Annotated in this window: 17 protein-coding genes; 7 read left to right on the plus strand and 10 right to left on the minus strand. The window is 59.1% G+C overall.

Going from position 1 to position 20552, the window contains the following annotated elements; genetic code table 11:
- Positions 1–67 precede the first annotated feature (67 nt).
- Complete coding sequence (locus tag AB4N85_RS13610; protein WP_252868053.1) at positions 68–1105, plus strand: patatin-like phospholipase family protein; 1038 nt, start codon at positions 68–70, stop codon at positions 1103–1105.
- Between the two features lie 148 nt (positions 1106–1253).
- On the opposite strand, the gene AB4N85_RS13615 is transcribed toward AB4N85_RS13610, so the two are convergent.
- The 6 genes from AB4N85_RS13615 to kdpF all read right to left on the minus strand — a co-directional run bounded on the left by AB4N85_RS13615 (position 1254) and on the right by kdpF (position 9432).
- Positions 1254–1952, minus strand: a complete 699-nt coding sequence (locus AB4N85_RS13615; protein WP_252868054.1) for a response regulator — start codon at positions 1950–1952, stop codon at positions 1254–1256.
- Positions 1953–2000: 48 nt separating this feature from the next.
- Positions 2001–4652 carry a sensor histidine kinase gene (locus AB4N85_RS13620; RefSeq protein WP_252868055.1) on the minus strand — a complete coding sequence of 884 codons (2652 nt, stop codon included), beginning with the start codon at positions 4650–4652 and terminating at the stop codon, positions 2001–2003.
- Between the two features lie 145 nt (positions 4653–4797).
- Complete coding sequence (kdpC, locus tag AB4N85_RS13625) at positions 4798–5343, minus strand: potassium-transporting ATPase subunit KdpC (protein ID WP_252868056.1); 546 nt, start codon at positions 5341–5343, stop codon at positions 4798–4800.
- Positions 5344–5571: 228 nt separating this feature from the next.
- A complete protein-coding gene (kdpB, locus tag AB4N85_RS13630; RefSeq protein WP_252868057.1) occupies positions 5572–7629 on the minus strand; it encodes a potassium-transporting ATPase subunit KdpB in 2058 nt (685 codons plus the stop codon).
- A 10-nt stretch (positions 7630–7639) separates the two neighbouring features.
- A complete protein-coding gene (gene kdpA / locus AB4N85_RS13635) occupies positions 7640–9334 on the minus strand; it encodes a potassium-transporting ATPase subunit KdpA (protein WP_252868058.1) in 1695 nt (564 codons plus the stop codon).
- An 8-nt stretch (positions 9335–9342) separates the two neighbouring features.
- Positions 9343–9432, minus strand: a complete 90-nt coding sequence (gene kdpF / locus AB4N85_RS13640; protein ID WP_007899818.1) for a K(+)-transporting ATPase subunit F — start codon at positions 9430–9432, stop codon at positions 9343–9345.
- A gap of 423 nt (positions 9433–9855) precedes the next feature.
- Here kdpF and eat point away from each other — a divergent pair, with 423 nt between their 5' ends.
- The 3 genes from eat (at position 9856) to AB4N85_RS13655 (ending at position 12304) form a co-directional block, all read left to right on the plus strand.
- A complete protein-coding gene (gene eat, locus AB4N85_RS13645) occupies positions 9856–11220 on the plus strand; it encodes an ethanolamine permease (protein WP_016770900.1) in 1365 nt (454 codons plus the stop codon).
- Positions 11221–11441: 221 nt separating this feature from the next.
- The gene (locus AB4N85_RS13650; protein WP_016770901.1) at positions 11442–11609 is read left to right on the plus strand and encodes a DUF2897 family protein; all 168 of its coding nucleotides are present in this window, start codon (positions 11442–11444) and stop codon (positions 11607–11609) included.
- Positions 11610–11746: 137 nt separating this feature from the next.
- On the plus strand, positions 11747–12304 hold the full coding sequence (locus AB4N85_RS13655) for a TetR/AcrR family transcriptional regulator (protein WP_041478311.1): 558 nt from the start codon (positions 11747–11749) through the stop codon (positions 12302–12304).
- Here the strand turns inward: AB4N85_RS13655 and fabF are convergent.
- The 3 genes from fabF to AB4N85_RS13670 form a co-directional block, all read right to left on the minus strand.
- Complete coding sequence (gene fabF, locus AB4N85_RS13660) at positions 12301–13575, minus strand: beta-ketoacyl-ACP synthase II (RefSeq protein ID WP_252868059.1); 1275 nt, start codon at positions 13573–13575, stop codon at positions 12301–12303. The genes AB4N85_RS13655 and fabF overlap by 4 nt on opposite strands.
- A gap of 205 nt (positions 13576–13780) precedes the next feature.
- Entirely contained in the window at positions 13781–14116 is a 336-nt protein-coding gene (locus AB4N85_RS13665; RefSeq protein WP_252868060.1) for a ComEA family DNA-binding protein, read from the minus strand.
- Positions 14117–14226: 110 nt separating this feature from the next.
- Entirely contained in the window at positions 14227–16221 is a 1995-nt protein-coding gene (locus AB4N85_RS13670; RefSeq protein WP_150637733.1) for a polysaccharide biosynthesis protein, read from the minus strand.
- A 351-nt stretch (positions 16222–16572) separates the two neighbouring features.
- Here AB4N85_RS13670 and cysC point away from each other — a divergent pair, with 351 nt between their 5' ends.
- The 3 genes from cysC to AB4N85_RS13685 all read left to right on the plus strand — a co-directional run bounded on the left by cysC (position 16573) and on the right by AB4N85_RS13685 (position 19441).
- A complete protein-coding gene (cysC, locus tag AB4N85_RS13675; RefSeq protein ID WP_150637731.1) occupies positions 16573–17163 on the plus strand; it encodes an adenylyl-sulfate kinase in 591 nt (196 codons plus the stop codon).
- Entirely contained in the window at positions 17163–18542 is a 1380-nt protein-coding gene (locus AB4N85_RS13680) for an FAD/NAD(P)-binding protein (RefSeq protein WP_252868061.1), read from the plus strand. The genes cysC and AB4N85_RS13680 overlap by 1 nt, the downstream gene beginning before the upstream one ends.
- Before the next feature lie 137 nt (positions 18543–18679).
- The gene (locus AB4N85_RS13685) at positions 18680–19441 is read left to right on the plus strand and encodes an SGNH/GDSL hydrolase family protein (RefSeq protein WP_224787287.1); all 762 of its coding nucleotides are present in this window, start codon (positions 18680–18682) and stop codon (positions 19439–19441) included.
- A 68-nt stretch (positions 19442–19509) separates the two neighbouring features.
- On the opposite strand, the gene AB4N85_RS13690 is transcribed toward AB4N85_RS13685, so the two are convergent.
- Positions 19510–20493, minus strand: a complete 984-nt coding sequence (locus AB4N85_RS13690; RefSeq protein WP_224787286.1) for an NAD-dependent epimerase/dehydratase family protein — start codon at positions 20491–20493, stop codon at positions 19510–19512.
- Between the last annotated feature and the right edge of the window lie 59 nt (positions 20494–20552).

A 20552-nucleotide genomic window follows, 5' to 3' on the forward strand; every position in this document is an offset into this window, starting at 1 on the left:
AACGACCTTGGCGATTGAGCCGCTTGGCCGATGCGTGCATTGTGCAGGCTTGTCCGGAGGAAGTTTGATGAAAAAGCGTGTCGCACTGGTACTGGGCTCCGGTGGCGCCCGGGGCTATGCCCATATCGGCGTTATCGAAGAAATTGAAAGACGCGGCTACGACATCGCCTGCATTGCCGGTTGTTCGATGGGCGCGGTGGTCGGCGGGATCTATGCCGCCGGCAAACTGGATGAGTACCGCCGCTGGATCGAAAGCCTTGATTACCTCGACGTGCTGCGTCTGGTCGATGTGAGTTTCCGTCTCGGCGCGATTCGCGGTGAAAAGGTTTTCGGGCAGATTCGCAAGATCGTCGGCGAGATCAACATCGAAGACCTGCGCATCCCCTACACCGCCGTCGCCGCCGACCTGACCAATCAGCAGGAAATCTGGTTTCAGGAAGGCTGCCTGCATCAGGCCATGCGCGCCTCGGCGGCGATTCCCAGCCTGTTTACCCCGGTGATGCAGGGCAACCGCATGCTGGTCGACGGCGGCATTCTCAATCCGTTGCCGATCGTTCCGGTGGTGTCGAGCCATTGCGACCTGATCATCGCGGTCAACCTCAACTCCACCAATCAGCGCCAGTACAAGTTGCCGGTGATCGAGCGGCCGGCGGCGTTCCGTTCGCGCTTCGACAGTCTGATCAAATCCATGGGTTCGAAGTTGCCGTTCCGGCGTAAACAGGCTGAACAATTGTTGAAGCTGGAACAGGAAGCCTTGCGCGCCGAGGCGGCGGAGATCAATCCGTGGCTTGAGGGCGTCGAACCGGAAAGCCAGCAACCGGCCTCGGCCCCGGAACGCGAAGGCGCGCCGAAATCCGCCACCGGTTCGTTCATCATCGATAACGTCGGGCCGGCGTCGCTGCTGGATTTGATCAACCAGAGTTTCGAGGTGATGCAGACCTCACTGGCGCAGTACAAGATTGCCGGGTATCCGCCGGATATCCTGATCAACGTGCCGAAACGGGTGTGCCGGTTTTTCGAGTTCTACAAGGCGCCGGAGTTGATCGCGCTGGGGCGGGAGATTGCCAGTGATACGCTGGATCGGTATGAGCAGGAGCAGGGTTGATTACCTGAAGGCTGTGGGTGAATGTTCCGGCCTCATCGCGGGCAAGCCCGCTCCCACAGGGTTCTCGGCGGGAATGAAATCTGGGTGATACATAGCTCACTGTGGGAGCGGGCTTGCCCGCGATGGCGCCCGACCATACAACACAAAACTACAACCCATCAGCACTCAACAACCGATACCCCACCCCCGCCTCAGTCACGATAAACCGCGGCCGGGTCGGGTCATCCGCCAGTTTCTGCCGCAGGTGCCCGACCACGATGCGCAGATAATGACTGTCCTCGGTGTGCGTCGGCCCCCAGATATCCTTGAGCAACTGCTGCTGGGTGATCACCCGCCCCGGATGCCGCGCCAGTTGCGCCAGCACCGCATACTCCTTGCGGGTCAGGGCGACTTCGGCGCCGTCGAGCAGCACGCGCCGATAGGCCAGATCCACGGTCAACGGGCCGAAACTCAGCGCCGCTGGCTGCGCCTCCCCCGCCGGGGCTTGACGCAACAACGCGCGGACCCGGGCGAGGAATTCCTGAATGCCGAACGGTTTGGTCACGTAGTCGTTCGCGCCGCCATCCAGCGCTTCGACCTTCTGCCCTTCACTGGCGCGCACCGACAGCACCAGCACCGGCGTGGTCGCCCATTCGCGCAACTCGAGCAGCACCTGCTGACCGTCCATGTCCGGCAGGCCGAGGTCAAGCACCACCAGGTCCGGTTTGCTCAGCGCGGCTTGTGCCAGGCCTTCAGCGCCGGTGCCGGCTTCGAGCACTTTGTAGCCTTGTGAAGCGAGGCTGATGCGCAGGAATTTGCGGATCTGCGGTTCGTCGTCGATGACCAAAATGGTCGCGGTCTGGCTCATGAATTCACATCAACACAATAGATTGGCAAGAGAGTAGCGCAGTCGACTTCAAGCTTCACCGTCCATCCCCGGTTGTGCCTGCAACGGCAGGTGCAAGGTGATGCAGGTGCCGCGCCCGTCGATGCCGTCAGCCACGGAAATACGCCCGCCGTGGGCGCCGACCATGCCCTGACAGATCGCCAGCCCCAACCCCGTGCCCTGCCCGCCGCGATCACCGCGCGCGGCGGTGTAGAACATGTCGAAAATCTTCGCTCGGTCCTCTTCAGGAATCCCCGGGCCTTCATCGCTGACCGCAAAGAAAATCTCCTGCTCATTGGCGCCGGCGCGCAGTTGCAGGCGACCGTGGCTGGGGGAAAAGCGCGCGGCGTTTTCCAGCACATTGACCAGCGCCTGCTCGATCAGCGCCGCGTGCACATAGAGCAACGGCAACTCGGCCGGCACTTCGGTGCTGACCTGCAGCGGCGCCAGCACAGCGCGCAGGCGATTGAGCGAACTGCCGACGATATCGGCCGGCGATACCCAGTCGCGCGCCAGCTTCAAGGCGCCGTGGCCGAGGCGGGTCATGTCGAGCAGGTTCTGAATGTAGCGGTCGAGGCGTTCGGCCTCATCGCGGGTGCCTTCGAGCAGCTCGCGGCGATCTTCCAGCGGGATCGCTTCGCCGAGGGCCAGCAGGCTGTCGATGCTGCCGCGCATGGCTGTCAGCGGCGTGCGCAAATCGTGGGACACCGAGGCCAGCAAGGCGCTGCGCAATTGTTCGGTTTCGCCGTGCAGACGCGCCGCTTCGAGGTCATCGGCCAATTGCGCGCGGGCCAGGGCTTGCGCCAACGGCTGGCTCAGCGCAGTGAGCAAACGTCGGCGCTGACCGCTCAAGCTCTGGCCTTCCTTGGCGCAAACACCAAGCAACGCCAGCGGCCCGTCCTCAACCGACAACGGCCACCACCACCAACGCCCCAGCGGCAAGGTACCGGTGCCCTTGCCCGCCGGTTGATCGTGTTGCCAAGCCCAATCGGCGGCGGCGCGTTCGGCCTCGGTAAATTGCAGTGGCCCGCCGGTTTCGACTTTCCAGCCGCCCTGGCCGTCGCGGTTGAGCAAGCACAATTGCACATCGCTCCAGCCTTCAAGGTGCTGCGCGGCGGCGCTGATCACGGCCTGGCGATCAGTCGCGGCGGTGAGTTTGCGCGACAGGTCGAGCAGTTCGCTGGTCTCTTCCTGCGTATCGCGCAAGGCCTGCAACTGCCGCCGCTGACGCGCCGCGAGGTTGCCGGTGAGCGCCGCCATCAACAGGAAGAACAGCAGCGTCAGCACGTCTTCTTCGCGCTGAATGCTGAAGGAGAAATTCGGTGGAATGAACAGAAAATCGTAGGTCAGAAACGACAGCGCCGCACAGGCCAGCGCCGGGCCGAGGCTACTGCGCACCGCCACCAGCAACACCGCCGCGAGAAAAACCAGCGAGATGTTCGGCAGCGGCAACACACTCGACACCGCCCAGGCCAGGGCCGTGGCCAACAACGTCGCGACCAGCGCCAGCGCATAGTCGAACCACACCAGCGTGACTGAATTGCGCGGGCGCGGTTGGCGCTGCTCGTGGTCACTGTCGAGCACGTTGATTTCCAGACCGTGCGCCTGACGCAACAGGCGCGCCGCCAGACCACCGCCGAACAGTCGACGGCGCAGACGTGGCCGCGACTGGCCGACCAGCAACAGACTGGCGCGGCGTTCGGCGGCGTGTTGAATCAGGGTTTTCGCCACTTCGCCGGCCCGCAACAGCACCACTTCGCCACCGAGGCGTTCGGCCAGTTGCTGGGCGCTTTGCAGGCGCAACCGTGATTGCTCATCCCGCGCACTGCCGTTGTCGACATGTACCAGACTCCACGGCAGATGTCGGCGCTGGGCGACGCGGCTGGCGTGACGCACCAGCCGTTCGGCCTGCGCATCGCCATCGATACCGACCAGCAAACGCCCGCGCACCGCCGGCGCGGCCTGGCCGAGTTGGCGATAGCCTTGGGCGAGATCGTTGTCGACCTGCGCGGCGGCGGTCTGCATCGCCAGTTCACGCAGGGCGGTAAGGTTGGTCTGGGTGAAAAACGCGTCGATCGCAGCGCGGGCCTGTTCCGGCACGTAGACCTTGCCTTCGCGCAGACGCTCGAGCAATTCACGCGGCGGCAGGTCGATCAGCAGCAGCTCGAAGGCTTCCTGCAGGACCCAGTCCGGCAGGGTTTCGCGCACCTGTACACCGGTGATGCCGCGCACCTGATCGTTGAGGCTTTCCAGGTGCTGGACGTTGACCGTGGTGTACACGTCGATGCCGGCGGCGAGCAGTTCCTGAATGTCTTGCCAGCGCTTGGCGTGACGACTGCCGGGGGCGTTGCTGTGGGCCAGTTCATCGACCAGCACAAGCTTCGGCTTGGCGGCGAGAATGCCGTCGAGGTCCATTTCCTCAAGCAGCACGCCACGGTATTCGCTGCGCACCAACGGCTGCTGCGGCAGGCCACCGAGCAAGGCTTCGGTTTCGGCGCGGCCATGGGTTTCGACCACGCCGGCGAGGACCTTCACGCCCTGGCGCAGTTGCGTGTGGGCAGCCTGGAGCATGGCGTAGGTCTTGCCGACCCCGGGCGCCGCGCCGAGGAAAACCTTGAGCCGGCCACGGCCATCGCGGGGCAGGTCTGCTAACAGTGCGTCGGCGCGGCCGGAGTCGCTCATGCTTGATGTTCTCTCTTACGAATGATCGTTCCCACGCTCTGCGTGGGAATGCAGTCCGGGACGCTCTGCGTCCCATAAAAGCAGACGCAGAGCGTCTATTGATGCATTCCCACGCAGAGCGTGGGAACGATCGGTATCAACTGAATTACAGGTTTTGCAGTGCCAGATTCAGCTCCAGCACATTCACCACCGGCGGCCCAACCAGCGGCTGTTCGATGTGCTTATCGAGCAATTGCTGCAAGGTCGACACCGGCAGGTTACGCGCTGCTGCGACACGCGCCAGTTGATAGGCAATTGCCGCCGGTGGCAAGTGCGGATCGAGGCCGCTGGCGGAGGTGGTCAGCAAGGCCAATGGCACCGGCCCCTGCCCAGCGACTTGTTGTTTTTGCGCGTCTTCGATTACGCGGGTCGCCAGGGCCGGATTGCTCGGCGCGAGGTTGCTGGCGCCGCTGGCGACGGTGGCATAAGCCCCGGCAGAGGGGCGCGGGTGGAACCAGTTGTCACCGCTGAAATCCTGAGCAATCAGCGACGAGCCGCGGACTTTGCCGTCGGCGTCGTGGATCAGGCTGCCGTTGGCCTGAGCCGGGAAAGCGACCTGGGCAATGCCGGTGACCGCGAGTGGATAGGCGACGCCGGTGATCAGGGTCATCAGCGCCAACAGGGTCAGGGCCGGGCGTATCATTGTGGACATTTCAAAATCCTCGAATTCGTTGGGCAAACTTTTGCGGGGTGTCAGGGAGATTTTTCCCCCTCACCCCAGCCCTCTCCCCCAAGGGGGCGAGGGGGAAAGGGAGCCGATCCTTGCGCTGTTCAAACCCGAGTTAGGCTCGGAATTTCAGGTCGGCGAACCTCGCACAAACACCTCGGTCAGTCCCCTCTCCCCCCGGGAGACGGTTAGGGTGAGGGGCTCTTTTCAGCCTTACACCAGATGCAACGCCGTAAGCAGCATGTCGATCACCTTGATCCCCAAGAACGGCACGACAATCCCGCCGACGCCATAGATCAGCAGATTGCGCCGCAGCAACGCCGCCGCACTCGCTGCTTGCACACGCACGCCGCGCAATGCCAGTGGAATCAGCACAACGATGATCAAAGCGTTGAAGACGATGGCCGAGAGAATCGCGCTCTGCGGACTGCTCAGATGCATGATGTTCAGCACGCCCAGCTGCGGGTAAATCGAGGCGAACAGCGCCGGCAGAATCGCGAAGTATTTGGCGATGTCGTTGGCGATGGAAAAGGTCGTCAGCGCGCCACGGGTCACCAGCAATTCCTTACCGATCTGCACCACGTCGAGCAGCTTGGTCGGGTCGCTATCGAGATCGACCATGTTCGCCGCTTCGCGTGCCGCTTGTGTGCCGTCGTTCATGGCCATGCCGACGTCTGCCTGGGCCAGCGCCGGGGCGTCGTTGGCGCCGTCGCCGCACATGGCGACCAGGCGACCGTCGTTCTGCTCGTGACGAATGCGCGCGAGTTTCTTCTCCGGCGTGGCTTCGGCGAGCACATCATCGACGCCTGCTTCAGCGGCGATCGCAGCAGCGGTCAGCGGGTTGTCGCCGGTGACCATCACCGTGCGAATTCCCAGTTTGCGCAACTCGGCAAAACGCTCGCGGATGCCTGGTTTGACCACGTCCTTGAGATGGATCGCGCCAAGCAACTTACCGTCTGCACAGACCAGCAACGGCGTGCCACCGCTCTGCGCAATCTTGTCGATTTCCCGCGCCAGCGCCGGGGCCAGATCGCTACGTTGCTGACCGAGAAACGCCAGCAGCGAATCCACCGCACCTTTACGATACACGCGGCCCTGATAATCGACGCCAGACAAGCGGGTTTCCGCGCTGAACGGCACGGCGGTCAGGGTTTCCGGGGCCGGCTCCGGTTGTGGATGCAGGCCACGGAGGAACTCGACGATCGACTTGCCTTCAGCGGTTTCGTCGGCCAGCGAAGCAAACAACGCGCCTTCGGCCAGCTCACGGCCGCTCACACCCGGCGCCGCGTATACGGCACTGCAGCGACGGTTACCGAAGGTGATGGTGCCGGTCTTGTCGAGCAACAGCACATGCACGTCACCCGCCGCCTCCACCGCGCGGCCGGACTTGGCGATCACATTCAGGCGCACCAGCCGATCCATCCCGGCGATACCGATGGCCGACAGCAGACCGCCGATGGTGGTCGGGATCAGCGTGACCAATAACGCCACGAGGAACACCAGCGGCAGGCTGCCATTGGCAAAGTGCGCGAACGGTTGCAGGGTGACGACCACCAGCAGAAAGATCAGGGTCAGGCCGATCAGCAGGATATCCAGCGCGACTTCGTTGGGGGTCTTCTGACGCTTGGCGCCTTCGACCAGGGCGATCATGCGGTCGAGGGTCGATTCACCAGGGTTGGTGGTGATCTTCACCAGCAGCCAGTCGGACACCAGCCGCGTGTTGCCGGTGACGGCGGAACGGTCGCCGCCGGACTCGCGGATCACCGGCGCCGATTCACCGGTAATCGCCGCTTCGTTGACCGCCGCGATGCCTTCGATGACTTCGCCGTCACCGGGGATCATTTCCCCGGCTTCGACTCGCACCACATCGCCCTTGCGCAGATTGGCAGCCGGCACGATCTTGAAGCTGCCATCGGCTTGGCGGCAACGGGCGCTGAGGCCTTCGCTGCCGGCCTTGAGGCTGTCGGCGCGGGCCTTGCCACGACCTTCGGCCAGGGCCTCGGCGAAGTTGGCGAACAGCACGGTGAACCACAGCCACAGGGCGATTTGCGCGGCGACGAAGGTCGGCACATCAGCGTCCGGAAGGAAGCACAGCACGGTGGTGAAAATCGCCGTCAGTTCGACCACCAGCATCACTGGCGAACGCGCCAATTGCCGAGGGTCGAGCTTGACGAAGGCTTGCACCAGCGCCGGACGCCACAGGGCCGAGATCGCGGTTTTGGCTTGTTCCGGCGCTTTGACGGCGGCGGGTTTGATTGCAGGCATATTCATGATGGATTCCTTAGAAGCCCATACTTAAATGTTCGGCGATAGGACCGAGCGCCAGCGTCGGCAAGAACGTCAGGCCGCCCACCAGCAGAATGGTCACGGTCAACAGGGTCACGAACAGCGGGCCGTGAGTCGGAAAGCTGTTCTGGCCGACCGGTGCGCTTTTCTTCATCGCCAGGCTACCGGCCAGTGCCAGCACCGGCAGGATGTAGCCGAAGCGGCCGATCAACATGCCCAGGCCGAGCATCAGGTTGTGGAACGGCGTGTTCGCGCCCAGGCCACCGAATGCCGAACCGTTGTTGGCGCTCGCCGAGGTGTAGGCATAGAGCAACTGACTGAAGCCGTGCGCGCCGGGGTTGCTGATGGTTGCCGCAGCGCTGGGAACCGTGGCGGCAATCGCGCCGAGCACCAGCACGCCGACCGGCATCACCAGCAGCGTCACCACCAGCAATTGCACTTCGCGGGCCTGGAGTTTCTTGCCGAGGTATTCCGGCGTACGACCGATCATCAGACCGGCGAGGAACACCGCGATCAGCACGTTGAGCAACATGCCGTAGAGCCCGGCACCGACACCGCCGAAGATCACTTCGCCGACCATCATGTTGACCAGCGCGACCATGCCACTCAGCGGGTTGAGGCTGTCGTGCATGCCGTTCACCGAGCCGTTCGAAGCCGCCGTGGTAGTCACCGACCACAGCACCGTCGCGGTAGTACCGAAGCGCGCTTCCTTGCCTTCCAGCGGCGCGGTCTGCTCGACGGCGGCATTGTTCAGGGTCGGATTCGGCTGATACTCGGCCCACAACGATGTCGCACCGCCGATCAGGAACAACGCCAGCATGCAGGCGATGATCGCGCGGCTCTGACGCAGGTCCTTGACGTAGTGGCCGAAGGTGAACACCAGCGCCACCGGGATCAGGATGATCGAAGCGACTTCGAACAGGTTGCTCCACGCAGTAGGGTTCTCGAACGGATGCGCCGAGTTGACCCCGAAGAAACCACCACCGTTGGTGCCCAGTTGCTTGATCGCAATCTGGCTGGCGGCCGGGCCGAGCGGGATCACCTGATCGACGCCTTGCAGGGTCACGGCATTTACATACTGAGCGAAGGTTTGCGGCACACCCTGCCAGACCAGATACAGCGCCAGCAGCAGGCACAGCGGCAGCAAGCCATAGAGGGCGGCGCGGGTCATGTCGACCCAGAAGTTGCCGAGGGTCTGCGCCGACTTACGGCCGATGCCACGGCACAGCGCGACCAGCACGGCGAGGCCGGTGGCGGCGCTGACGAAGTTCTGTACGGTGAGGCCGACCATCTGGCTCAGGTAGCTGAGAGTTGCCTCACCACTGTAGGACTGCCAGTTGGTGTTGGTCATGAAACTGACTGCGGTGTTGAACGCCTGCGTCCATTCCTGGCCCGGCAGGTTTTGCGGGTTCAGCGGCAGGTGATCCTGGAACAGCAGAATCGCAAACAGCAGCAGGAAACCGGCAAGGTTGAACGCCAGCAGCGCCAGCGTGTACTTCTGCCAGCTCTGCTCCGCTTGCGCATCGACCCCGGCAAGACGATAGCAACCGCGCTCTACCGGGCCGAGAATCGGCGTCAGCCAGGTGCGCTGGCCCTCCATGACCTTGTAATAGAAGCGCCCAAGGAACGGCGCCGGCAGCAGGACCAGCGCAAAAAACCCGAGGATCAGCCAATAGTCATAACTGTGCATAGCCGCTCCTAGTTCCGGTCCGCGCGCAACAGCGCAACCAACAGATAAATGAACAGCCCCACTGCCAACAGCAGTGACACCCCGTCCAGAACGCTCATGGAAGATCTCCGTGTAACGGCGTATTGCCGTGTGTGCAGCGATTGTCGGGAAGGAGGCTGTAAAGGAACGAGAGCGAGGCGCGGCGTGGGTCATAAAGAAAGCGTAAAGAGTGGGTTTATGCCGGCGTTACAGCAGGTTTTTGCAGCGTCAGGTCGGGCCTCATCGCGGGCAAGCCCGACTCCCACAGGTTATGCGGTGGAATCAAATTCAGCGGACGACGCAGAAACCTGTGGGAGCGGGCTTGCCCGCGAAGGCGGCATAACAGACTCCGCTGCTCCCAACTGGCGCACAAAACCCGCACATCCAGCGCCAATCATCCCCGCTGCGACAGCTTTGAACTCATTACGACTTGTTTCAGCGTAATGGCACGCCCACTGCACACGCCCTCCCCTGAGCTTTCCAACCATTGCGGGAGCAAGCGCATGAACACACAACTCAAACCCACGCTGGGCACGTTGCACCTGTGGGGCATTGCCGTGGGGCTGGTGATTTCCGGGGAATATTTCGGCTGGAGTTACGGCTGGGGCGTGGCCGGTACGCTGGGTTTTCTGGTGACTTCATTCATGGTCGCGACCATGTACACCTGCTTTATCTTCAGCTTTACCGAACTGACCACCGCGATTCCCCATGCCGGCGGGCCGTTTGCCTACAGCCGCCGCGCGTTTGGCGAAAAAGGCGGATTGATCGCCGGACTGGCCACACTGATCGAATTCGTCTTCGCCCCGCCAGCGATTGCCTTGGCGATTGGCGCGTATCTCAATGTGCAATTTCCGGCACTCGACCCGAAACACGCGGCGGTCGGGGCGTACATCGTGTTCATGGGCCTGAACATTCTCGGGGTGAAACTGGCCGCGACGTTCGAGCTGATCGTCTGCGTGCTGGCGGTGGCTGAGTTGCTGGTGTTCATGGGCGTGGTCGCGCCGGCGTTCAGCTTCAGCAACTTCGCGCTGAATGGTTGGGCCGGTTCCGACGTCTTCGGCGCGCCGGCAATTGCCGGGATGTTCGCGGCAATTCCATTTGCAATCTGGTTCTTCCTCGCCATCGAAGGCGCCGCCATGGCCGCCGAGGAAGCCAAGGACCCGAAACGCACGATCCCAAAAGCCTACATAAGCGGCATCCTGACGCTGGTGCTGCTGGCAATGGGCGTGATGTTCTTCGCTGGCGGCGTCGGCGACTGGCGCACCTTGTCCAACATCAACGACCCACTGCCGCAGGCGATGAAAACCGTGGTCGGCGACAACTCCGGCTGGCTGCACATGCTGGTCTGGATCGGCCTGTTCGGCCTGGTCGCCAGTTTCCACGGCATCATCCTTGGTTATTCGCGGCAATTCTTCGCCCTCGCCCGCGCCGGTTACCTGCCCGCCTCATTGGCAAAACTTTCGCGCTTCCAGACCCCGCACCGCGCAATCATCGCTGGCGGCCTGATCGGCATCGCGGCGATCTACAGCGACGGACTGATCAACCTCGGCGGCATGACACTCACCGCCGCGATGATCACCATGGCCGTGTTCGGCGCCATCGTGATGTACATCATGAGCATGCTCAGCCTGTTCAAACTGCGTAAATCAGAACCGAATCTGGAGCGTACTTTCCGCGCGCCGTGCTATCCGCTGGTTCCGCTGATCGCGCTGGTGCTGGCGGTGGTTTGCCTGGTGGCGATGGCGTGGTTCAACACACTGATCGGGCTGATTTTCCTCGGTTTCATGGCGGTGGGGTTCTGCTACTTCATGCTCACCGGGCAACTGCGCGCCGATGCGCCGGCGGATGCCATGCTCACAGGCCTGTAACGACTCGTCCCCTGTAGGAGCTGACGAGTGAAACGAGGCTGCGATCTTTGCTTTTCAAGATCAAAAGATCGCAGCCTTCGGCAGCTCCTACAGGAATTTCGGATGCACCGGGTGCAAGCGGCCTAGAATGGAACCACTGCGAAGTCGTTTCGCTCAAAGGTGGTATGCAGCATCGCACGGCGAAGTCCTCGCCCGTCGAGCTGCCATTAAGGAGAGCCGTTATGCCCTGGTATGCCTGGTTGATTCTGGTCGTTGCGATCGGCTCGATTGTCGGCGGATTGATGATGTTGCGCGACACCGCCAACAAGGTCGAACTGACCGATGAAGAACGCAAGCGCGTCGCACAGCGCAATGCCGAAGCGGATGCCAAGGATGCACAAGACCGCTGATACCAACCCCGCCGCAATGGCGGGGTTTGTTTTTTCAGCACGATCGGACTTACCCGCAGGCTGTTTAGATTTTAGAAGTACAGTCACCATTTAATCTTCCGTGGTTAAGATGGCAGCATCGTCGCGGAGAGCTCCACATGCGTTACTCGCCAGATCACAAAGCCCAGACCCATCAACGCATCATCAAGGAGGCTTCCGCCCGATTTCGCAAGGACGGTATCGGCGGCACCGGCCTGCAGCCTCTGATGAAAGCCCTGGGCTTGACCCATGGCGGTTTCTACTCACACTTCAAATCCAAGGAAGAGCTGGTCGAAAAAGCCCTGCAAGAGGCCGGCGAGCAAGTCGCGGGCCTGTGCGAAGAAATCTTCGCGCAGGAAAACCCTCTGCAAGTGTTCATCGACACCTACCTGTCAGAGTGGCATCAGACCTCGCCCGACGAAGGCTGCCCGCTGCTGACCATTTCCTCGGAGCTGGGCCTGCGTGGCCAGCCAAGCCCCACCAGCGACGAAGTTCTCAATGCTCGCCTCGAACAAATTCAAGGCACGCTCGAAGGCGAGAACAGCGCCGATCGCAGCATTGTCATCATGGCCACCCTGGCCGGTGCCCTGCTGCTGTCACGCAGCGTCGCGGATGCCGACTTCGCTCAGCGCATCCTCGACGTCACCCGCGAGCATCTCAAGCAATCGAGCGATTAACCTTCCCAGCGTTTGAACAACACGCTCGCATTGACCCCGCCAAAACCGAAGCCGTTGGACAAGGCATATTCGATCGACATGGAGCGCGCCTCGCCATGCACGATGTCCACCCCTTCGCTCGCCGGATCCGGGTTTTCGAAGTTGAGCGTTGGTGGCACCACCTGATCACGAATCGCCAGCAGCGTGAAAATCGCCTCCAGCCCACCCGCCGCGCCGAGCAAATGACCGGTAGCGGATTTGGTCGAAGTCACGGCGATCTTGTTCTGCGTGCCAAACAACGCCTTGATCGCCGCCAACTCGCCCAGGTCACCGACCGGCGTCGACGTCGCATGGGCGTTGAGATGCTGCACCTGCTCCGGCGTTACACCGCCCTGAGCCAGTGCCAATTGCATCGCCCGGCGAGCGCCACTGCCGTCTTCCGGCCCGGCGGTCAGATGGTAGGCATCGGCCGTGGTGCCGTAGCCAACCAGTTCGGCCAACGGCTTCGCACCCCGTGCGAGCGCATGCTCCAGCGACTCGATGACCAATAGACCGGCGCCCTCGCCCATCACGAAACCATCGCGCCCACTGTCGAAGGGACGCGAAGCTTTTTCCGGGGTGTCGTTGTAGCCGCTGGACAACGCCCGCGCCGCCGCGAAACCGGCGAGACTGACGCGATCGATCGAAGCTTCAGCACCGCCACATACTGCGATGTCCGCCTCCCCCGCCCTGATCAACCGCGCTGCATCGCCGATCGCCTGAACCCCGGCGGCACATGCGGTAACCGGAGCACCCAACGGCCCTTTGAGGCCATGCTGGATCGAGACATGACCCGCCGCGAGATTGACCAGAAACGATGGAATGGTGAACGGCGACAAACGCCGAGGACCACGGCTGTCGGTGGTACGCACCGCATCGGCAATCGCACCGAAACCACCGACACCCGAGCCGATGATTGTTGCAGTGCGCTCCTGGCTTTCAGCGTCCCCCGGATGCCAGCCGGCCTGCTCCAGCGCCTGCCGCGCCGCTTCCATGGCAAACATGATGAAGCGATCCATCTTCTTCTGTTCCTTGGGCGGCGTCGCACGATCCGGATCAAACCCGGCCTCGGCATCCTCCTCCACCGTCGGCACACTGCCGCCGACCCGGGTCGGCAGATCAGCCACCACAGCGTCAGGCAGATTGCGCAACCCGGAACGACCGGCCAGCAAGCGCTGCCAGACAATTTCAACATCACTGCCCAAGGGTGAAACCAGGCCCATGCCCGTGACGACGACTCGACGTTGGTTCATATCGTGGTTACCCCTTATCAATTCAAAATTCGACGTGCATCGGTGTGCTTCGATTCGGCTGCTGAATCAGTCCCGAGCGAAATTATTATAGGCATAATCAAGACACAATATGATAGCCGTAATTTTTAGCATTCAGACATCCACCAGATCGGCACCCAATAAAAAGGCCGGTCAATGACCGGCCTCTCGGCGTTGAACTGTCAGCTTAGTTCACTTCCAGCTTTTCACGATTGCGATCCAGAATCGCCTTGCCAATCCCCTTCACTTCCAGCAACTCATCCACCGACGCGAACGGACCGTTTGTATCGCGATACGCAACAATCGCCTGCGCCTTCGCCTCACCCACCCCTGCCAACTCCTTCTGCAACGTCGCCGCATCCGCGCCATTGAGATCGACCTTCGCGCTTGCCGAGGGCGCAGCCGCATCCATCAGCAAAGGCGTCTTTGTTGTCTCGGCGGGCGCTACAGGGGCAGCAATCGCAGCAATCGAGGCGCTGGTGAGGAAAGCAAAAATCAGCGAGTAGAAATAACCGGTACGCATAAGTGACGCTCCATCATCGTTTGAGAAAGCAGCTTTTCCCAAGCTGCTCTCCAAACGTAGGTCATGATGGAGGGAAGTCAAAAATGCGAGCGTTACAGGATGTGAAATAATCAAGGTTCGAGGCGGCGTTGCTGGTAGATCCAGTCGACGATTTCGCCATCGGGGGTGTAGCCGGAGACGGTTTCGCGCAGGAGTTGGCGGACGCGGGTGTAGTCGTCGGCCTCGACGGCTTTCAGGAGTTCACTCAATCGGGCTTTTAGGACATCCCAAGGAAGATGATCCTCATTGGCGCTCATGATCATCGGATGCGACGTGGCTGCGACGTTGTCGCCGATCAGCAACTCCTCGTACAGCTTCTCGCCTGGACGCAAACCGGTGAACTCTATGGAGATGTCGCCTTGAGGATTGCGCTCGGAACGGATGCTTAAGCCGGACAGGTGGATCATTTTTTCCGCCAGTTCGACGATTTTTACCGGCTCACCCATATCCAAAACGAAGACATCCCCGCCCTGCCCCATAGAACCGGCCTGGATGACCAACTGTGCGGCTTCGGGGATGGTCATGAAGTACCGGGTGATCTTGGGATGCGTGACCGTCAGCGGACCACCGGACTTGATCTGGCTGTGGAACAACGGAATCACAGAGCCGGAGGAACCCAGCACATTGCCGAACCGCACCATTGTGAAACGAGTTTTGTTGACGCGGGAAACATTGGACTTGTCTCCGAACAGCACAGGCGCAACCTCACGGCTCAAAGCCTGCAAAGTCAACTCGGCTAGACGTTTAGTGCTGCCCATTACATTGGTCGGGCGAACGGCCTTGTCCGTAGAGATCAGCACAAAGTTCGATACACCAGACTGCAAAGCTGCCTGGGCTGTGTTGAGCGTTCCGATCACATTGTTCAGCACACCTTCGGCAATATTGTGCTCAACCATAGGTACATGCTTATAGGCCGCCGCATGGTAAACCGTCTCGACTTTCCATGTTTTCATGACATCCAACAACTTGTCTTGATGACGAATTGAACCGAGGATCGGTAACAATCTGATAGAGACCGACTGCCGACAGACCCGCTGCTCCAGTTCTGACAGAATATTGTAGAGATTGAACTCACTGTGCTCGAACAAAATCAAAATCGTAGGCCGTAACGCAAAGATCTGCCGACATAACTCCGAACCAATCGATCCCCCGGCGCCGGTGACCATGACGGTTTTGCCGTGAATGCAGCGAGCGAGCAGGTCGGGTTGCGCGGGAACTGAATCGCGTCCCAGCAAGTCAGCAATATCGACTTCCTGAATATCCTCAACCTTGACGCGACCGCTGGCAAGATCGGTGAAATTGGGCACACTGCGAACATGCAGGGGAAACCCTTCGAGAACATTCAGAATTTCCCGACGTCGTGCGCGGGTAGATGATGGCAAAGCTAGAAGAATCTCTTGTGCCCCGGTCACATCAATCATTTGTTGTATGTGTTTGGGTTTATAGACCTGAAGTCCGGAAATCGACCGATCAGAAATTCCGGGATCATCGTCAATAAATGCGACCGGGCGCATGACCCGCCCCATGCGAAGCGCTGCTACAAGCTGATTACCCGCAACCCCCGCCCCATAAATGGCAACTTTTATCAAGCCATCATTACGACTTGCAAATGGTACGTGTTGCGCAGCCGTGAACCAATCGCCCATGAAATACTGTCGCAGACACAAACGCAGGCCACCGATGATGACCATGCTCAACCACCAATAGTTGAAAACGATCGAACGAGGAACAACAGATTCATGATTGCTGTACCAGAACACAACTACAGCCAGAATCAATGAGGAAAGACTGACCGCCTTGACGATCGCGATAAGCGCGTCGTTGCCAAAGTAGCGCATGACAGCGCGGTACATGCCAAAGCGTATAAAAAACGGGATCGCAATAACTGGCGCACATGCGAAGAGCCATATATGAGCATTGATCGGGTTATACATATCATCGACGCCCAGACGTACAATGAAAGACAGCCATAAAGCGACCCAAACCAATACGACATCGGTAAGCACCTGCAACAAACGTTTTTGTTTGCGAGGCAACCCCAACAAGACCGTCCGCACCTTATCCATTCACCCATCGGAGCACGCAGCTCCCTCCTTAAGCAGTCGAGGCTGGCATTCTACTCCCAATATTTGAATGATCATCTGAATAGTTGATTGCGCCATGTCAACCCTAGCACTGGATCGACCGACTCCGGCCGATTCTGCACGAGCAATTTGCCGGGTGCATAGCTACAATCCACCATTACCGAAAATGTAAAGCGCTCTCAGATTTGCGAACCCCCTTCGCCTGCCGATCCACTTCATCAACACACGGCAAAGATCATGAAAGCACGGAACCGGAGGCCGCACCGCTCGTGCAGGCATCTCCGTCCATCAAGCCTACATCATTTTCCAATTTTCAGTGCTTAATGAGAAAACATGTCCGAAAATCTTGTAGCTCACACAACCGCAGTGAACGCAGAGCGCCGCAGCCTCATTAAAAATCAGCGACCTACTGTCATTTGGCTCACAGGACTCAGCGGAGCGGGTAAGTCGTCCATTGCCAATGCCTTGGAGCTGGCGCTTTGCAATGAAGACCGTCATACCTACCTCCTCGACGGTGACAATGTCCGATTGGGTCTTTGCCATGATCTGGGATTCAGCGACAAGGATCGCATCGAAAACATACGACGCATTTCCGAAGTCGCCAAGCTTTTCATTGATGCAGGATTGATCGTTATCACCGCATTCATCTCTCCGTTCAAACGTGACCGCGCGTTGGCCCGCGAAGTCATCGGCGCAGAAAACTTCATTGAGGTATTCATCGATACTCCCCTCAATGAATGTGAACGCAGGGATCCGAAAGGCCTGTACAAGAAAGCCCGTCAGGGACTGATTGCCAACTTCACGGGCATCGACTCGGCCTATGAGCCACCGGAAGATCCGCAGATAGTAATCAACACACTGGAAGATGATCTGCAAACTGCCGCCCGGCGTATTATCGACTTCATCAACAAGCCATCACGCTAATGAAAACTCTAGTTATTATCGGTGCCGGATTCAGTGGCACTGTGGCCGCCATCGAATTTCTGCGCTCTGCCGCCGAAGACACCCGACTGATCATCATCAATCGATCTGGCGCAGTTGCGCGGGGTCTTGCTTATGGCACCAGCAGTTCAAAACACTTGCTGAATGTTCCTGCAGGCAATATGAGCGCCCTTGTCGATGATCCCGACTCGTTTCTGCGCTACTGCCAGGTCCGGGCACCCGATACAACCTCCAGTTCGTTCGTATCCAGAAAGTTGTACGGCGACTATCTTGCTACACTCCTGGAAGATGCAGAAAAAGACTTCGGGCGCCCTACCGATGTAGTACGTATCTGTGCGGAAGTGGTATCGCTCAAACCGCAAGATCAAGGAGCGCAGATTGAATTGTCTTCGGGTGAGAGAATCCTTGCCGATCACGTGATTCTGGCTTTTGGCCATTTCCCTCCGCGCACGCCCGCTGCGCTGGCAAGCCTGTTGGAGTCACCGCACTACATCGCAAATCCTTGGAGCGGATCGGTCAGCGCCATGGAACAACAAGGTGAATCGGTGCTCCTGATCGGAAGCGGCCTCACGGCTCTGGACGTCATTTCCAGCCTTGGAAAGGTGAACGACGGCAGTCGGATATATTTGCTGTCGCGGCGAGGATTGTTGCCACTGTCCCACAGGGCAAACAAGGGCGGATTGCAGGCACCGATACCCTTTCGTGATGAAATGCTGAATGCTGCCCCCACCATATTGAGTTACCTGCGCGTCCTCAAATCGCAAGTAGAAGCGGGCGAAACGCTCGGACTGAATTGGCGCGATGTTGTTGCTGCGATACGCCCGATCACTTCCCGTCTGTGGGCTCGCCTGCCGACGACTGAGCGCAAGAGGTTTCTCCGTCATCTGCAACCCTATTGGGATGTTCATCGCCATCGTGTAGCGCCGCAAACGCATGAGTTCTTCGCAGATGCAGTCAAACAGAAAAAAATCATACCGTTAGCCGGGCGTATCCGCTCGATGGAAACATTCGATGGAAAAACGCTGATTACTCTGCAGCGGCGCGGTCATCGTGATACGGAGCAATTGCAGATTGATCGCATCATCAACTGTACGGGACCTAATTCCAATCCAGGCATGATTGACGAGCCTCTGATTCAACAATTGATAAGAGACGGGCTGATTGCTGTCGACGATCTTGGTTTGGGTTTGCTAGTCGACGACAGCCTCTGCGTGCAGTGCAAAGACGGGAAAGCACTCTCATGGCTGAGTTACGTCGGCCCAATGCTCAAAGCCGGGCTCTGGGAAGCCACAGCCGTCCCCGAATTGCGTATACATGCCAGCTCGCTCGCCCGAAGCGTATCCGGAAAATTCCGGCCTTGAGTAATTAACGGACCCAGGGATCGCCAACACATCGCATCCTGCATGCCACATGCTGGCCTCCCTGGTTCGAGTCATCCGCGACAGCTAGCAGCTATCGGGTGATCTCAAAGAAACCCCCATCAGGATCCATCCAGACAATGAACTCTGTACTTGTGCTCGGCGACTCTCACGCTTTGGTATTCAGCTCAGAACACATGAGAGATCTATTTCCCGACCATGTATTCGAAGTGACATCAGTGGGCGGTGCAACTGTATCCGGATTGCAGAATCCTAATGCCGTTACTCAAGCCTTGCCGCAATACCTTGCTGCGCTGCAAACGACTACCGCGAAAACAGTCATAGTGATGCTGGGAGAAGTCGATACCGGCTTTGTAATCTGGTACCGAGCACAAAAACATGGCAGCTCGGTGGAGCGAATGCTTGAGAAGGCCGTTGGTAACTACCAGAACTTTTTGCAGCAGATTGCTAAAACAAATCAGGTAATCTGTATCAGCACTCCGCTCCCCACTATCCGCGACGATATGCAATGGGGCGATGTTGCCAACTTGAGAAAGGAAGTAACTGCCTCCCTGTCTCAAAGAACCCGGTTGACCATCAGATTCAACTCAATGATGGAAGCCTTCTGTCTTGAAGAAGGCATAAACCACCTGAATTTCGACACGCTTTCCACTGATGAGACGGGTTGTCTGAAAGAATCCCTCCGCAACCCCGATCCCAGCGATCATCACTACGATCCGACAGCGCATGCGAAGATGATCGAACCTTTATTAAAGCCATTACTCTTGCAAGATAAGCACCGCGAACCGCAATGCACTAAATCTGCGACACCCGCCGGCAACAACACTGAAAAAATTTCTGCCATCAGCAATCTGTTGCGAATATTCTTGCGCTGGAAATAAAACAACCCGTTGACTCCTCAACGGGTTGAATCGATTGTCTGGCTGCACCGCGAATCGACGTCCGACTGTCAAGCAATTCGCGAGGAAGGACTCTCCTCCAACCATGCTACAAACTGCTTGAGTCCCTGCTCGAAGCTGACGGCGGGCGCCCATCCCAGCGAACGCTTCGCTCGCTCGATACACAAAACACTTACAGGCACATCAAACCCTCGTGCAGCCTGGTACTGCCGATCAGCTACACGTCCCGTGATTTTTTCAATCGCATCCAGCAACTCATTCAAACTGTGTCCATGTCCGGAGCCGATATTGAACACGTGTTCATCCGTTGAGCGCTCAATAGACGCTAGCAAAGCTTGAACAACATCCGCTACGTGGATGTAGTCACGAACCACCGACCCGTCGCCCCAGATCTCAATAGGCTCACCACGCAATACTTTACCGAGAAAAACCGCAACAGCCCCCTGACTTGAATGTGTCCGCTGCCCTTCTCCATATGGATTTGCCAATCGCAAGACGGTGTAATCAAGACCATGCAGGCGATGAAAAAGGGCCAGGTATTTCTCGATTGCCAGCTTCGCAATTCCGTACGAACAAGCCGGGTCTGTAGGATGCGTTTCAGAGATAGGTACCTGAACGGGATCCCCATAAACGGTTCCTCCCGATGACACGAAAACAATCTTCTTGATACCGGCCTCGACGGCAAGATTCAGCAAGCGAATGGTTCCAACCAGATTGCTTTCGATATCAAAAACCGGATCCGCGTTCGATGATTTAGGCAGCGTAGTCGATACCAAGTGATAACAAATGTCGCAGTCTCGTAGCGCTTCGCTTATATCAGCCTCGCTGGTGAAATCACCCTCATACAACTCAAAACGTGTATCGGTGGTGTGTGAATCTCCTAACGCTACGACGTTAGGGCGATCAAAGCAGCGCACAGTATGCCCTTGATCGAGCAATGCCTCGATCAGATGGGTACCGATGAAGCCGCGACCGCCCAATACCACCGACCGCATTGCTCTCGAGGTGGAGGTGTTCTCGGATATTTTCAACATTAATCTCCAATGCTTCAAAGGCTCGATTTGCTGTCGGATGAGCAGTTGACGTAGCCCTG

The organism is Pseudomonas sp. H1_G08 (assembly GCF_054681355.1).

Excerpts from the sequence above, each read along its gene's own strand:
- AB4N85_RS13670 (WP_150637733.1), bottom strand. The coding sequence starts at position 16,221 with ATGGATAAGGTGCGGACGGTCTTGTTGGGGTTGCCTCGCAAACAAAAA.
- AB4N85_RS13690 (WP_224787286.1), bottom strand. The coding sequence starts at position 20,493 with ATGTTGAAAATATCCGAGAACACCTCCACCTCGAGAGCAATGCGGTCG.
- AB4N85_RS13680 (WP_252868061.1), top strand. The coding sequence starts at position 17,163 with ATGAAAACTCTAGTTATTATCGGTGCCGGATTCAGTGGCACTGTGGCC.
- AB4N85_RS13655 (WP_041478311.1), top strand. The coding sequence starts at position 11,747 with ATGCGTTACTCGCCAGATCACAAAGCCCAGACCCATCAACGCATCATC.
- cysC (WP_150637731.1), top strand. The coding sequence starts at position 16,573 with ATGTCCGAAAATCTTGTAGCTCACACAACCGCAGTGAACGCAGAGCGC.
- AB4N85_RS13685 (WP_224787287.1), top strand. The coding sequence starts at position 18,680 with ATGAACTCTGTACTTGTGCTCGGCGACTCTCACGCTTTGGTATTCAGC.
- kdpF (WP_007899818.1), bottom strand. The coding sequence starts at position 9,432 with ATGAGCGTTCTGGACGGGGTGTCACTGCTGTTGGCAGTGGGGCTGTTC.
- AB4N85_RS13615 (WP_252868054.1), bottom strand. The coding sequence starts at position 1,952 with ATGAGCCAGACCGCGACCATTTTGGTCATCGACGACGAACCGCAGATC.
- AB4N85_RS13650 (WP_016770901.1), top strand. The coding sequence starts at position 11,442 with ATGCCCTGGTATGCCTGGTTGATTCTGGTCGTTGCGATCGGCTCGATT.
- kdpB (WP_252868057.1), bottom strand. The coding sequence starts at position 7,629 with ATGAATATGCCTGCAATCAAACCCGCCGCCGTCAAAGCGCCGGAACAA.
- fabF (WP_252868059.1), bottom strand. The coding sequence starts at position 13,575 with ATGAACCAACGTCGAGTCGTCGTCACGGGCATGGGCCTGGTTTCACCC.
- AB4N85_RS13665 (WP_252868060.1), bottom strand. The coding sequence starts at position 14,116 with ATGCGTACCGGTTATTTCTACTCGCTGATTTTTGCTTTCCTCACCAGC.
- kdpC (WP_252868056.1), bottom strand. The coding sequence starts at position 5,343 with ATGTCCACAATGATACGCCCGGCCCTGACCCTGTTGGCGCTGATGACC.
- eat (WP_016770900.1), top strand. The coding sequence starts at position 9,856 with ATGAACACACAACTCAAACCCACGCTGGGCACGTTGCACCTGTGGGGC.
- AB4N85_RS13620 (WP_252868055.1), bottom strand. The coding sequence starts at position 4,652 with ATGAGCGACTCCGGCCGCGCCGACGCACTGTTAGCAGACCTGCCCCGC.
- AB4N85_RS13610 (WP_252868053.1), top strand. The coding sequence starts at position 68 with ATGAAAAAGCGTGTCGCACTGGTACTGGGCTCCGGTGGCGCCCGGGGC.
- kdpA (WP_252868058.1), bottom strand. The coding sequence starts at position 9,334 with ATGCACAGTTATGACTATTGGCTGATCCTCGGGTTTTTTGCGCTGGTC.